Source organism: Pseudomonas sp. (assembly GCF_049590575.1).
Lineage (GTDB): Bacteria > Pseudomonadota > Gammaproteobacteria > Pseudomonadales > Pseudomonadaceae > Aquipseudomonas.
The window spans coordinates 1-13,841 of sequence record NZ_JBAWDE010000290.1; the positions used below are offsets into that span (position 1 = coordinate 1).

A 13,841-nucleotide genomic window follows, 5' to 3' on the forward strand; every position below is an offset into this window, starting at 1 on the left:
CTGACCCACCGCCATCGGGGGCAAGCCCCCTCCCACATTTTGATCTCATACAGGTTTGATTTTTGGTTATTAATAAATAGCTTCTTATTCCTTAACGAATATAAAGCGCATCCCTATACTGGTCAGCAACGTTAAACGCTGCAGGAGGGCACACCCATGCACAGCGAGTCGATTCGTTATCTGATCGTGCCGGGCTGGCAAGGATCGCCAGAAGATCATTGGCAAACCCATTGGCAGAACAGTCTGCCCAACAGTGCACGCGTGGAGCAGGCCGACTGGCTTACCCCGCGCCGCGAAGACTGGGTAGCCGCGTTGGCCGAGGCCATCGCCGCCGACAGCACCCCGGTGATCCTGATCGCCCATAGCCTGGGCTGCATCACCGTGGCGCATTGGGCGGCCAGTGCTCCGCTGCAGTTTTTGCGGCAGGTACGCGGCGCCTTGCTGGTGGCACCGGCCGACGTCGAACGCCCGGCGTGCTCGCCCGCCCTGCGCAACTTCGCGCCGATCCCCACCGACCTGCTGCCGTTTCCCAGCCAAGTGGTCAGCTCCGACAACGACAGCGCCGTCAGCGCCCCTCGGGCCCTGGAGCTGGCGCGCAATTGGGGCGCCGAAGCCGGGATCCTCTCGGGTGCCGGGCATATCAATGTGAAGTCCGGTCACCAGCGTTGGGAGCAGGGTTTCGCTTACCTGTATCGCCTGCAAAGCCGCCTCGAGCATCACGCCCGGCGCACTGCCTGATCTTTTTTCAACGCCCCGTCCCTGAGTGGATTTGGGGCGGGAGCCTGCCATGAGTCATGAAACCTTCGGCCAGCCACTGCTGACCTTTCCCGACGCCGAAAAAAGCCCGCTGAGCATCCGCGCCAAGGCCTTGGTGTTTGTCGACCCGCGTTCGCGACAGCTGCGCGAAGAGTTGGAAAACCTTGCCCCGCGCGCTTTGCCCGTGTTGATCCGTGGCGAGACCGGCAGTGGTAAAGAGCTGCTGGCGCGGCATATCCACAGAGGCAGCGACCGTAGCGGCTTGTTTGTGTCGGTCAACTGCGGCGCCATCAGCCCGACCTATGCCGACGCCGAGTTGTTCGGCTACGCGGCCGGTGCCCACAGCGGTGCGGCCAGCAGCCGCGCCGGGTGGTTCGGTTCCGCGAATGGCGGCACGTTGTACCTGGATGAGATCGGCGACTTGCCGCTGCCGATCCAGGTCAAGTTGCTCGCCGCGCTGGAAAACCACGAAGTGACGCGCGTCGGCGCCCATCAGCCGAGCCCGGTGGACGTGCGCCTGGTGGCCGCCACCAGCATCGACCTGGCCCAGGCCGTGGCGGCGGGCAAGTTTCATGAGCGCCTGTTTCATTACCTGAGCGAAGGCCAGCTGGACTTGCCGGCCTTGCGCGAGCGGGTCGGCGACATCCTGTCCCTGGCCGAATACTTCCTGGGTATCTACAGCCAGCGCCTGGACCTGCCGGTGCCGCTGATCAGCGACGCGGCCCAACGCGTTCTGGAACATCACAGCTGGCCGGGCAATACCCGCGAGCTGGAAAACGTTATTCACTTTGCCTTGCTGGTCAGCAGTGGCGACGAGATTTTGCCCGAGCATTTGAACCTGCCAATCGCAGGCTCGCCTTTGCAGCAAGTGCAGCGGATTTTCGCGAGTGCCAGCCCTGCCGAGCAGGAAACCCTGCGTAAATTCCTAAATGAGCAAAATGGAATATCAACGTGAATAAAAGATATTGTTCGGGAATAAAAAATATAGGTATTGTCCATTCCACGCCGCGATAGCACTTCGCTGGCACACCACATAAAAAACGGTCGTCAGAGACGCCCCGGAATTTCGATAAGGACACTGCATGAAAAAGGTTCTGTTGTTTACCGCACTGGCGGCTGCCCTGACTGCAAGCTTCGCCCAGGCCAACGAGAAACTGGTGGTTGCCGCCACCCCGATCCCGCACGCCGAGATCCTCGAACTGGTCAAGCCGACCCTGGCCAAAGAGGGCGTGGACCTGGAAATCAAAGTCTTCACCGACTATGTACAGCCCAACGTACAGGTCGCCGAAAAGCGCCTGGACGCCAACTACTTCCAGACCCTGCCGTACCTGGAAAACTTCAACAAGGGCAAAGGCACCAACCTGGTCACCGTGGTCGGTGTGCACGTTGAACCTTTCGGCGGCTACTCGAAAAAAATCAAGAACATCTCTGAGCTCAAAGATGGCGCCACCGTGGCCATCCCGAACGAAGGCTCCAACAGCGGCCGCGCCCTGTTGCTGCTGCAGAAGGCCGGTGTGATCACCCTGAAAGACCCGACCAATGCCCTGGCCACGCCGAAAGACATCGCCAGCAACCCGAAGAACCTGAAATTCAAAGAGCTGGAATCGGCCCTGCTGCCTCGCGTGCTGGACCAGGTTGACCTGGACCTGATCAACACCAACTACGCCCTGGAAGCCGGCTTGAACCCAGCCAAAGACGCGCTGATCATCGAAGATGCCAAATCGCCTTACGTGAACTTCCTGGTGGCTCGCCCAGACAACAAGGACAGCGACGCTATCCAGAAACTGTCCAAGGCCCTGACCAGCCCGGAAGTCAAAGCCTTCATCGAGAAGAAGTACAACGGCGCAGTGGTGCCGGCGTTCTGATGTAAACAAAACCCCCTTCAAGGTTTGAACGCCGACGGCTTGGATAGCGTCGGCGTTTTTTTATGGCCGAAATTTGCACTGCAATCAAAATATGGGAGGGGGCAAGCCCCCTCCCATATTTGCTCTTCATCTCAGATTGGATCTTCAGCGGCTATTGATCGCCCTGCGCAACGCCACCAACCATTTCACCAGCTCCTGCGGATCCATCGGTTTTCCATTGTTCATTGTTCATTCCCTCGAAACACAGACCCACCAACCATAGCTGTCACCCGGCAAACCCGCGAATCCGGGGGTTATCTTTTTGGGTGATATCAATATGCTATTTGGGTATTTAAATTTTACTTTTTATACCTTTAAAGTTCGCGCTACCCGGCGTTACCCACGCCGGAACGGATAGCGCCCGCCGCATTACCCTTGCGGCGTCATGGACTCAAGATGACCTTCGATTTCGCTTTTATCCTCAGCACCTTGCCGGCGTTTCTGAAGGCCGTGGGGGTGACGCTGCAAGTGGGCCTGATCGCCATTGCCACCTCCTTGCTGGTGGCGCTGATCAACGCCGCGCTGCTGGTGTTTCGCACGCCCTACCTGTGGCGCCTGGTGGCGCTGTATGTGGAGCTGGCGCGCAACACGCCGCTGCTGATCCAACTGTTTTTCGTGTACTTCGCGCTGCCGGCCCTGGGCTTCAATATCTCCGGGTTCTGGGCGGCGATCATCACCATGACCTTCCTCGGCGGCGCCTACCTCACCGAAGTGCTGCGCGCCGGTGTGGAAGCGGTGCCGCTGGCGCAGATCGAATCCGGCAAGTCCATCGGCCTGTCCGACTGGCAGCTGCTGCGCCATGTGATCCTGCCCCAGGCCGGCATCCTCAGCCTGCCGGCGCTATTCGCCAATTTCATCTTTCTGCTCAAGGAGACCACCGTGGTCTCCGCCGTGGCGGTGCCGGAGATTCTCTACACCACCAAGAGCTACATCGCGCTCTACTACAAGACTTACGAAATGCTCGCCGTACTGACGCTGATTTGCGTGCTGCTGTTTTTGCCGTTGTCGCTGCTGCTCAGCCGCCTGGAAAGGAGGCTCCAGCATGGCCAGTTCGGGTCTTGAGTTGTTGTGGGTGTCGTTGCCGCAACTGGGCAAGGGCGCTGCGCAAACGTTGTCGATTTCCTTCCTGAGCATCGCCTTCAGCACTGTTGGCGGCGTGTTGTACGGCGTACTGCGCACCCTGAATAACCGGCTGGTCAACGCGGTGCTGCGGGTTTACCTGGAGCTGTTCCGGGCGATTCCGGTGCTGGTGTGGCTGTACCTGCTGTTTTTCGGCTTGCCGATTTTCTTCGGCCTGAGCATCCCGAGCTTCTGGTGCGCGGTGCTGGTGCTGTCGCTGTGGGGCGCCAGCGAAGTGGGTGAAGTGGTGCGTGGGGCGTTGCATTCGCTGCCGCGTGGCCAGCGTGAAGCGGGCTTGTCGATTGGCCTGTCCGACCCGCAGCTGTACGGCTACGTGCTGCTGCCCCAGGCCCTCAAACGCATGACGCCGCCGACCATCAACGTCTACACGCGGATCATCAAGACCAGCTCCCTGGCGGTGCTGATCGGCGTGGTGGACGTGATCAAGGTCGGCCAGCAAATCATCGAGCGCACCTATGAGTCGGTACTGATCTACGGCGTGCTGTTCCTGTTTTTCTTCTTTATCTGCTACCCGTTGTCAGCCGCCTCCAAGGTGCTGGAACGGCGCTGGGCCCAAGCATGAGCGCATTGATCGAGTTCCAGGGTTTCAACAAATTTTTCGGCGAGCAGCAGGTGCTCAAGGGCATCGACCTGCGTGTGCAAAGCGGCGAAGTGGTGGTGATCCTCGGCCCCAGCGGCTGCGGCAAAAGCACCTTGCTGCGTTGCCTCAACGGCCTGGAAGTGGCCCACAGCGGCAGCCTGCGTTTCGCCGGCAAGGAGTTGCTGGATAAAAACACCGACTGGCGGCAGGTCCGCCAGGACGTGGGCATGGTGTTCCAGAGCTACCACCTGTTCCCGCACATGAGCGTGCTCGACAACATCCTGCTCGGCCCGCTGAAGGTGCAAAAACGCGAGCCCCGCGAAGCCCGCGCCCAGGCCGAAAAACTGCTGGACCGCGTGGGCCTCGCCGACAAGCGTGACGCCTTCCCGCGTCAGCTCTCCGGCGGCCAGCAGCAACGCATCGCCATCGTCCGCTCGCTGTGCATGAACCCACAGGTGATGCTGTTTGACGAAGTCACCGCCGCCCTTGACCCGGAGATGGTCAAGGAAGTGCTGGAGGTGATCCAGGGCCTGGCCCGCGATGGCATGACCCTGTTGATTGTCACCCACGAAATGGCCTTCGCCCGTGCAGTCGCCGACCGCGTGGTGTTTATGGAGGCCGGTCGCATCCTCGAGCACAACACCCCCGAAGCATTCTTTACGAACCCGCAAACCGCACGCGCGCAGCAGTTTCTGGAGAAGTTTTCCTTTGTTTCAACACTGCCCAAAAAGATCAAGGAACTGGAGCTGCCATGAAAAAGTTACTGCTGCCACTGCTTGCCGTCGCCTTACTCGCCGGCTGCGATAAAAAGGCCGAAGAGCCTGTAAAACCCGCTGCCGTCAGTTACATCGATAAAATCAAAGCCCGCGACAAGTTGATCGTCGGCGTGTTTACCGACAAGCCGCCGTTTGGCTTTGTGAACGAAGCCGGTCGCTACGTCGGTTTCGATACCGACATTGGCCGCCAATTCGCCAAGGACTTGCTGGGCGATGAAAACAAGGTTGAGTTTGTCGCCGTCGAGCCGGCCAGCCGTATTCCGTTCCTGCAAAGCGACAAGGTCGACCTGATCCTCGCCAACATGACCGTGACGCCTGAGCGCAAGGAAGCGGTGGACTTCACCAACCCCAATCTTAAAGTCGCGGTGCAGGCCCTGGTGCCCCAGGACAGTTCGGTGAAAAGCCTGGATGACCTGGCCACCCGCACCACCATCGTGACCACCGGTACCACTGCCGATATCTGGCTGACCAAAAACCACCCGGACTGGAAACTGCTCAAGTTCGAGAAGAACTCCGAGTCGCTGCAAGCGCTGTCGGCCGGGCGTGGCGACGCGTATGCGCAGGACAACTTGGTGCTGTTCAGCTGGGCCAAGCAGAACCCAGGCTATCGCGTGCTGGAAGAGAAACTCGGCGACGAAGCGCCGATTGCGCCGGCGGTGAAGAAAGGCAATATCGAACTGCGCGACTGGGTGAATGCCGAGTTGGCGAAGTTGGGTGAAGAGAAATTCCTGCTCAAGCTCTACGACCAATATGTGCGTAAAGAGCTGAGCGATGACACCAAACCTGAGAGTGTGATTGTTGAAGGCGGTAAGTGGCAGGGTTGACTCTGCGCTATTGGTTCTGACGCTATCCTCCTGCGCAGTTAAGCATGCGCGCCGAGCCCTGTTGCTTCGGTGCTACGCTTAAGGTCTAGCGCAGGGGATAGCTACCGCTTGGTGGGACGTCAATTAATCGTCCCCGGCAGTTCACTCTTTGCCGTAATTTTGATTGGGAATGAATTTTCCGTCTTTATCAAAAGCGCCCACAATTTTTGAACCCGGAATGTTATCCCCGTAATTGATTTCCCAGGGCCTTAAAAAGTCGGTGCCACCGTTGCGGTTCTGTCCGGCGGCGTTATTGGCATACAGGTGATAGCCTTCAAGTTGTCTGCCATCGATCACGAAGGTGTGACCGCCCTTATCCCCACCATAGTAATAGGCGCCTGCCCCGGCTTGTTTGTAATAGCCGGATGTGGATATCCCCTTTCCGTCGGGGTCCAGCGCATCGCGGCCACCTCCAAAACCTCCTCGGCTGCCATTGACTTCAGCGATGTCTTTGACGGAAGTACGCAACTCGAACCCCTGTTCGAATAGCGTTTGCGGGTCGCGCATGTCGCCACGGAAAACAATGCCCTTCAATACGTAACCTTTGGGCTCACCCTCATTTGTTACGGTCTGGCTTCGGGTAGCGATTTCCTGAAAGGCTTCCGGGGTCGGATTTTTTGGAATCTTTATGGGCTCGAGCTTCACGGTGGAGGGTTTCAACGCCGGTAATGGAGCGGTGGCGACTGGATTGCTGATGGGTGCTTTGGGCGATGGTGTACTCGATGCGTTTTGTAGCCCGCCCGGTTGCCGAAGCCTGGGTATCACTCGCGGCGTTACTCGGGGTTTGACACTGCCCCCTGGTCCACCCGTTAAAAACGACAACCCTATATCTAAGAACAAGCCGGCCAGTGACGGTCTGGGTTGTCGAGCTTCATCCTTCGGAACGTCTTGCACGCTGACGTTTTTTTTGTCAAGGCCGGTTCTCCAGGCGTAGTGCTCTCTCTGATAATCCTGATACGACTGATTGATGTGCTGCTTTGGTTCTATCTGGGCTCCTGCTTGGGTTGGGGTGGGTTCGTAATAGAGTTGGGCGGCCTCCGAACTCGTTGCGTTATCCCGCTGCGTGTTATGGGGAGAGGGTAAGGGTGGCGGAGTTGGAGAAGGGTTATTGTTGATCTGCACCATAGACAGCCTCCAGGGTTGATGGAAAACGACGGAATGCCGTTTCAGGGGGCTGAGTGGTAGCGACTGTAGGATGGTTCCTTTGCTGTTCGTAGGTTGCAAAGAATTTTATAGCTAGGAGATTTTACCGATTGCCCCCACTCAGCGGGAACGCTCGTAAAGGACTACTCCGGCCAATGCCACGCCGGCGCATCCAACATGCCTTGCCCGACGACCCGCGTCTCGCCCAGCACCTTTTCCAACACAATTGAGTTGCACCCCTCATCCTGCTGCAACGCCGCAATCAGGCGGCTGGCATGCGACACCACCCACACCTGGCACTGCTGCGACGCTTGGATAATCAAGCGCGCCAACGCCGGCAACAGGTCCGGGTGCAAGCTGGTTTCCGGTTCGTTCAGCACCATCATGGTCGGCGGCCGAGGCGTCAGCAGCGCGGCGATCAGCAGCAGATAACGCAGGGTGCCGTCCGACAACTCCGCCGCCGACAAAGGCCGCAGCAAGCCTTCCTGATAAAACTCAATGGCGAAGCGCCCACCTTGCAACGGTTCGATATTCAAGCGTGCGCCGGGGAACGCATCGCTGACCGCGCGCTGCAGCGCGTCCGGGTCACCGATTTCGCGGATGGTCTGCAACGCCGCCGCCAGGTCGCGGCCATCGTGATGCAACACGGGCGTGCGCGTGCCCAGTTGCGGCTGGCGCACGGGCGCATCAACGTCGCTGCGAAAGTGATCGTAAAAGCGCCAGCCACGGATGCTTTCGCGCAGCAGCAACACCTCGGTTGAGCCGCGCAGGCTGCCGACCTGATCGAACAGGCTGTGGTAGTTCGGCGTGTGCTGTGCCAGCACATCCCAGGCGCGGCCATCGCGGGCGCGCACCATCGGCCCCGAGCGCTGCACCAGCAGGCTGGCGGGGCGGTAGAGGTGGCCGGCCCAGATGCATTCTTTCTTCACCTCGGGGTCCAGGGCGAAATACGACAGGGTTTTGTCCGGCAGCCCCAGGGAGATCGCGTAGCTGAAATCTTCCCCGGCAAACCCCAGCCGCAAGCGCCTCACACCCTGGCGCACGCTGGGTTCCACCGGCACCTCGCCGCTGTGCATGCGCCGGCTGATGGTTTCCGGCCCGGCCCAGAAGGTCGAATCCAGCCCACCCTCACGCGCCAGCGCGTTGATCACTCCACCTTGGGCGGTTTCGGCCAGCAGGCGCAGCGCGCGGTACAAGTTGGACTTGCCGCTGCCGTTGGGGCCGGTGACCAGGTTCAGCCGGTCCAGCGGCACTACCAATTTATTGATCGAGCGGTAATTGGCCACCGCGAGTGTTTTCAACATAGGTATTCAGTCGACGTGGGAACCATTGGAGTATGGGATCCTCCATGCAGATAAGGAACCCTGATCTAAGCTCACAGTCGCATACACACTGGCAAGTCGGCATCACGCAAAAGGAGCCTGCATGGGCGGTCGCACTTCGATATTTATACTCGGCCTTGGCCTACTGGCGCTGCTCAGCGGCTGTGGCCAGGAAAACACCGAGCCCAAGGCGCATTCACGGGTGTTTGTGCAGACCGTGCAGCCGGCGGATTTTGCCGCGGCGGTCACCCTGACCGGGGATATCCAGGCCCGCGTGCAAACCGATCTGTCCTTTCGCGTGGGCGGCAAGATCATCCAGCGTATGGTCGACGTGGGCGACCGCGTCACCGCCAAGCAAGTGCTGGCCAAGCTCGACCCCAAGGATTTGCAGACCAACGTCGACTCCGCCCAGGCCCAGGTCGTGGCCGAACAGGCGCGGGTCAAGCAGACCGCCGCCGCCTTTGTGCGCCAGGAAAAACTCCTGCCCAAGGGCTACACCAGCCGCAGTGAATACGACTCGGCCCAGGCCGCGCTGCGCAGCAGCCAAAGCGCCCTGGCCGCCGCCCAGGCCCAGCTGGCGAATGCCCGCGAACAACTGGGCTATACCGCGCTGGTCGCGGATGCGCCTGGCGTGATTACCGCGCGCCAGGCCGAAGTCGGCCAGGTGGTGCAGGCCACCGTGCCGATTTTCAGCCTGGCCCGTGATGGCGAGCGCGATGCGGTGTTCAACGTCTATGAGTCGTTGCTGGTGGAGCCGCCGACCGACGCGCCAATCACCGTCAGCTTGCTGGATAACCCGAACATCAAGGTGCAAGGCAAAGTCCGCGAAGTCACCCCGGCTGTGGCCGCCAACACCGGCACCGTGCAAGTGAAAATCGCCCTGCAGGAACTGCCCAAGGGCATGCAGCTGGGCTCGGTGGTCAGCGCTACCGCGAATGGCCCGGCCAAGGCCAGCATCGAGCTGCCCTGGTCGGCGCTCACCAAAGACCTCAGCGAACCTGCCGTGTGGCTGATCGACGGCGACGGCAAGGCGCAGCTGCACAAGGTCAGCGTGGCGCGTTACCTCACCGGCAAAGTGATCATCGGCGAAGGCCTTAAAGGCGGCGAAAAAGTCGTGGTGGCCGGTGGGCAATTGCTGCACCCCGGTATGCTCGTCGAGATCGCCCAGCAAGGAGCCCAGCCATGAAGCGCCTGACGCTCCTGCTCGCCGCCGGCCTGTTGCTGGCGGCCTGCTCCAAGGAAGAGCCGGCACCCGAACCGGTGCGCCCGGTGTTGTCGATGGAAGTGAAAGCCGAAGACCAGGAAAACCTCGGGCGCTTCGCCGGCACCATTCAGGCCCGCTATGAAAGCAACCTGGGTTTCCGTGTACCCGGCCGCATCGCCCGTCGCGCCGTAGACGTGGGCGCCGAAGTGGAGAAGGGCGCCTTGCTCGCCGTGCTCGACCCCACCGACCAGCAGAACCAGTTGCGCTCCGCCCAGGGCGACCTCGCTCGGGTGCAGGCGCAGTACATCAATGCCCAGGCGAATGCGCGTCGCCAGCAGGAATTGTTCAACCGCGGCGTCGGCGCCCAGGCCCAACTCGACATCGCCCAGACCGACCTGAAAACCACCCAGGCCACCCTTGACCAGGCCAAAGCCTCGGTCAACCAGGCCAAGGACCAGCTCAACTACGCCGAGCTGCGCACCGACCACGCCGGCATCGTCACCGCCTGGAATGCCGAGGCCGGCCAGGTGGTCAGCGCCGGTCAGCAGGTGGTGACCCTGGCACGCCCGGACATCAAGGAAGCGGTGATCGACCTGCCCGCCAGCCTCGCCGAGCGTCTGCCGCCGGACGTGGTATTCCTGGTGGCCGGGCAACTCGACTCCAGCGTGCACACCACCGCCACCGTGCGTGAGATCGAGCCCCAGGCCCAAAGCGCAACACGCACCCGTCGTGCGCGCTTGAGCCTGGCCGAGACGCCTGCCGCGTTTCGCCTCGGCACCGCGATCAGCGTGACCCTGAGCACCGCCATCGCGCCGCGCATCGAACTGCCCTTGAGCGCCTTGCAGGAAGCCGACGGCAAGACCCGCATCTGGCTGCTCGATATTCAAAGCCAGACCGTGCAACCGCGTGACGTCACTGTCATCAGCCGCGACGCCGACAGCGCCACGCTCAACGGCGGCGTCAAACCCGGCGAGCGTGTGGTCACCGCTGGCGTGAACAGCCTGAAACCCGGGCAGAAAGTCAAAATCGACGAGGACAGCCCGCGATGAAAGGGAGCTTCAACTTATCCGACTGGGCCCTCAAGCATCAGTCCTTCGTCTGGTACCTGATGTTCGTCGCGCTGCTGATGGGCGTGTTCTCGTACATGAACCTGGGCCGCGAGGAAGACCCCTCGTTTACCATCAAGACCATGGTGATCCAGACCCGCTGGCCCGGCGCGACCCAGGAAGAAACCCTCAAGCAGGTCACCGACCGCATCGAGAAAAAACTCGAGGAGCTCGACTCCCTCGACTACGTGAAAAGCTACACCCGGCCCGGCGAATCCACGGTGTTCGTGTTCCTCAAGGACACCACCAGCGCCAAGGCCATCCCGGAGATCTGGTACCAGGTACGCAAGAAGATCGACGACATCCGCGGCACCTTCCCGCAAGGCTTGCAGGGGCCATCGTTCAACGACGAGTTCGGTGACGTATTCGGCTCGGTGTACGCGTTTACCGGCGACGGCTTGTCGATGCGCCAGCTGCGCGACTACGTGGAGCAAGTGCGCGCCGAGATCCGTTCGGTGCCGGGGCTGGGCAAGGTCGAGATGATCGGCCAGCAGGATGAAGTGATTTACCTGAATTTCTCCACACGCAAACTCGCGGCGTTGGGGGTTGATCAGCGCCAGGTTGTACAGAGCCTGCAATCGCAGAACGCGGTGACGCCTGCCGGGGTGATCGAGGCCGGGCCGGAGCGGATTTCCGTGCGTACCTCGGGGCAGTTCGCCTCGGAAAAGGACTTGGCCAACGTCAACCTGCGCCTAAATGACCGCTTCTATCGCTTGGCGGACATCGCCGAGATCAGCCGTGGTTATGTCGACCCGGCGCGGCCGATGTTCCGCTTCAATGGCAAGCCGGCGATTGGCCTGGCCATCGCCATGCAGAAAGGCGGCAATATCCAATCCTTCGGCAAGGCCCTGCACACGCGCATGGACGAGCTGACCGCCGACCTGCCGGTGGGCGTCGGCGTGCACAAGGTCTCCGACCAGGCCGAAGTGGTGGAAGAGGCCGTGGGCGGCTTTACCAGCGCCTTGTTTGAAGCGGTGATCATCGTGCTGGTGGTGAGCTTTATCAGCCTCGGCATGCGCGCCGGGTTGGTGGTGGCGTGCTCGATTCCGTTGGTGCTGGCGCTGGTGTTCGTGTTCATGGAGTACAGCGGCATCACCATGCAACGGGTGTCGCTGGGCGCGTTGATCATCGCCCTCGGCCTGTTGGTGGACGACGCGATGATCACCGTAGAGATGATGATCACGCGCCTGGAAAAAGGCGAAACCAAGGAGCAGGCGGCGACCTACGCCTACACCTCCACGGCGTTCCCGATGCTCACCGGCACGCTGGTGACCGTGGCCGGGTTTGTGCCGATCGGCCTCAATGCCAGTTCGGCGGGTGAGTACACCTTCACCCTGTTTGCGGTGATCGCGGTGGCGATGCTGGTGTCGTGGGTGGTGGCGGTGTTGTTTGCGCCGGTGATTGGCGTGCATATCCTCAGCGCCAACGTGAAACCCGAGAACAAAGAACCGGGGCGCATCGGCCGCGCGTTCAATGGCGGCATGCTCTGGGCGATGCGCAACCGCTGGTGGGCCATCGGCATCACCGTGGGGCTGTTTGTGGCGTCGGTGTTTTCCATGCAGTTTGTGCAGAACCAGTTTTTCCCGTCGTCGGATCGCCCGGAAATCCTCGTCGACCTCAACCTGCCGCAAAACGCCTCGATCAACGAAACGCGCAAGGCCGTCGACCGCCTGGAAGCGATCATCAAGGACGACCCGGATATCGCGCGCTGGAGCACTTACATCGGCCAGGGCGCGATCCGTTTCTACCTGCCCCTCGACCAGCAACTGGAAAACCCTTACTACGCGCAGCTGGTGATCGTCAGCAAGGGCCTGGAAGAGCGCAGCGCGCTGATTGCGCGCCTGCAAAAACGCCTGCGCGCTGATTTCGTCGGCATCGGCAGTTATGTGCAGCCGCTGGAAATGGGCCCGCCGGTAGGCCGGCCAATTCAATACCGCGTGTCCGGCAAAGACACCGACCAGGTGCGCAAACACGCGATCGAGCTGGCGACCTTGCTCGATCAAAACACCCACCTGGGCGAGATCATCTACGACTGGAACGAGCCGGGCAAAGTGCTGCGGGTCGACATCGCCCAGGACAAGGCGCGGCAACTGGGGCTGTCGTCCGAAGACGTGGCGCAGTTGATGAACAGCGTGGTCAGCGGCGCGTCGGTGACCCAGGTGCACGACGATATCTACCTGATCAACGTGGTCGGCCGCGCCGAAGACGCCGAGCGCGGCACCCCGGAAACCCTGCAGAACCTGCAGATCGTCACGCCCAACGGCACTTCGATTCCGCTGCTGGCGTTTGCCACCGTGCGCTATGAGCTGGAGCAGCCGCTGGTGTGGCGCCGCGACCGTAAGCCGACCATCACGATCAAGGCTTCGGTACGCGATGAGATGCAGCCGACCGACCTGGTCAAGCAGCTCAAGCCGCAGATCGACAAATTCAGCGCCGGCCTGCCGGTGGGCTACAAGGTCGCCACCGGCGGCACAGTGGAAGAAAGCGGCAAGGCCCAGGGCCCGATTGCCAGCGTGGTGCCGCTGATGCTGTTCTTGATGGCGACGTTCCTGATGATCCAGCTGCACAGCGTGCAGAAGATGTTCCTGGTGGCGAGTGTCGCGCCGCTGGGGCTGATCGGCGTGGTGCTGGCGCTGATTCCCACGGGCACGCCGATGGGCTTTGTGGCGATCCTGGGGATCCTGGCGCTGATCGGCATCATCATCCGCAACTCGGTGATCCTGGTGACGCAGATCGACGCCTACGAGCGCGACGGCTACACGCCATGGGATGCGGTGGTGGAAGCCACCGAGCATCGGCGCCGGCCGATCCTGCTGACGGCGGCGGCGGCGAGCCTGGGCATGATCCCGATTGCGCGCGAAGTGTTCTGGGGGCCGATGGCCTACGCGATGATTGGCGGGATTATCATCGCCACCTTGCTGACGCTGCTGTTTTTGCCGGCGCTGTATGTGGCCTGGTACAAAATCCGCGAGCCGAAGCCAGAGCAACAGGAACAACGCGGTTAAAAATGTGGGAGCGGGCTTGCTCGCGAAAGCGGTGGATCAGTC

Annotated in this window: 12 protein-coding genes; 10 read left to right on the forward strand and 2 right to left on the reverse strand. The window is 61.1% G+C overall.

Going from position 1 to position 13,841, the window contains the following annotated elements:
- Window positions 1-156: 156 nt before the first annotated feature.
- The 7 genes from WBR57_RS20380 to WBR57_RS20410 all read left to right on the forward strand — a co-directional run bounded on the left by WBR57_RS20380 (window position 157) and on the right by WBR57_RS20410 (window position 5,980).
- A complete protein-coding gene (locus WBR57_RS20380) occupies window positions 157-738 on the forward strand; it encodes an alpha/beta hydrolase (protein ID WP_424086027.1) in 582 nt (193 codons plus the stop codon).
- A 49-nt stretch (window positions 739-787) separates the two neighbouring features.
- Complete coding sequence (locus WBR57_RS20385; RefSeq protein ID WP_424086028.1) at window positions 788-1,711, forward strand: sigma 54-interacting transcriptional regulator; 924 nt, start codon at window positions 788-790, stop codon at window positions 1,709-1,711.
- Window positions 1,712-1,838: 127 nt separating this feature from the next.
- Window positions 1,839-2,621 carry a MetQ/NlpA family ABC transporter substrate-binding protein gene (locus WBR57_RS20390; RefSeq protein ID WP_027607851.1) on the forward strand — a complete coding sequence of 261 codons (783 nt, stop codon included), beginning with the start codon at window positions 1,839-1,841 and terminating at the stop codon, window positions 2,619-2,621.
- 435 nt (window positions 2,622-3,056) lie between these two features.
- Window positions 3,057-3,722, forward strand: coding sequence for an amino acid ABC transporter permease (locus tag WBR57_RS20395; protein ID WP_424086031.1), 666 nt, complete (start codon window positions 3,057-3,059; stop codon window positions 3,720-3,722).
- On the forward strand, window positions 3,703-4,362 hold the full coding sequence (locus WBR57_RS20400) for an amino acid ABC transporter permease (RefSeq protein ID WP_424086033.1): 660 nt from the start codon (window positions 3,703-3,705) through the stop codon (window positions 4,360-4,362). Before WBR57_RS20395 ends, WBR57_RS20400 begins: the two co-directional genes overlap by 20 nt.
- Window positions 4,359-5,135 (forward strand): amino acid ABC transporter ATP-binding protein, encoded by a 777-nt coding sequence (locus WBR57_RS20405; protein ID WP_424086035.1) that lies wholly within the window; start codon window positions 4,359-4,361, stop codon window positions 5,133-5,135. Before WBR57_RS20400 ends, WBR57_RS20405 begins: the two co-directional genes overlap by 4 nt.
- Window positions 5,132-5,980 (forward strand): transporter substrate-binding domain-containing protein, encoded by an 849-nt coding sequence (locus WBR57_RS20410; RefSeq protein WP_424086037.1) that lies wholly within the window; start codon window positions 5,132-5,134, stop codon window positions 5,978-5,980. Before WBR57_RS20405 ends, WBR57_RS20410 begins: the two co-directional genes overlap by 4 nt.
- 141 nt (window positions 5,981-6,121) lie before the next feature.
- On the opposite strand, the gene WBR57_RS20415 is transcribed toward WBR57_RS20410, so the two are convergent.
- Both WBR57_RS20415 and WBR57_RS20420 read right to left on the reverse strand, forming a co-directional pair.
- Entirely contained in the window at window positions 6,122-7,144 is a 1,023-nt protein-coding gene (locus tag WBR57_RS20415; protein ID WP_424086039.1) for a hypothetical protein, read from the reverse strand.
- A 161-nt stretch (window positions 7,145-7,305) separates the two neighbouring features.
- A complete protein-coding gene (locus WBR57_RS20420) occupies window positions 7,306-8,466 on the reverse strand; it encodes an AAA family ATPase (protein WP_424086041.1) in 1,161 nt (386 codons plus the stop codon).
- 121 nt (window positions 8,467-8,587) lie between these two features.
- Here WBR57_RS20420 and WBR57_RS20425 point away from each other — a divergent pair, with 121 nt between their 5' ends.
- From WBR57_RS20425 to WBR57_RS20435, 3 genes are read left to right on the forward strand one after another with little or no spacing between them, the layout of a single operon-like run.
- Complete coding sequence (locus WBR57_RS20425) at window positions 8,588-9,670, forward strand: efflux RND transporter periplasmic adaptor subunit (protein WP_424086043.1); 1,083 nt, start codon at window positions 8,588-8,590, stop codon at window positions 9,668-9,670.
- The gene (locus WBR57_RS20430; RefSeq protein WP_424086045.1) at window positions 9,667-10,737 is read left to right on the forward strand and encodes an efflux RND transporter periplasmic adaptor subunit; all 1,071 of its coding nucleotides are present in this window, start codon (window positions 9,667-9,669) and stop codon (window positions 10,735-10,737) included. The genes WBR57_RS20425 and WBR57_RS20430 overlap by 4 nt, the downstream gene beginning before the upstream one ends.
- Window positions 10,734-13,799: an efflux RND transporter permease subunit gene (locus WBR57_RS20435; RefSeq protein WP_424086047.1), complete on the forward strand. Its 3,066-nt coding sequence runs from the start codon at window positions 10,734-10,736 to the stop codon at window positions 13,797-13,799. The genes WBR57_RS20430 and WBR57_RS20435 overlap by 4 nt, the downstream gene beginning before the upstream one ends.
- The last annotated feature ends 42 nt before the right edge of the window (window positions 13,800-13,841 follow it).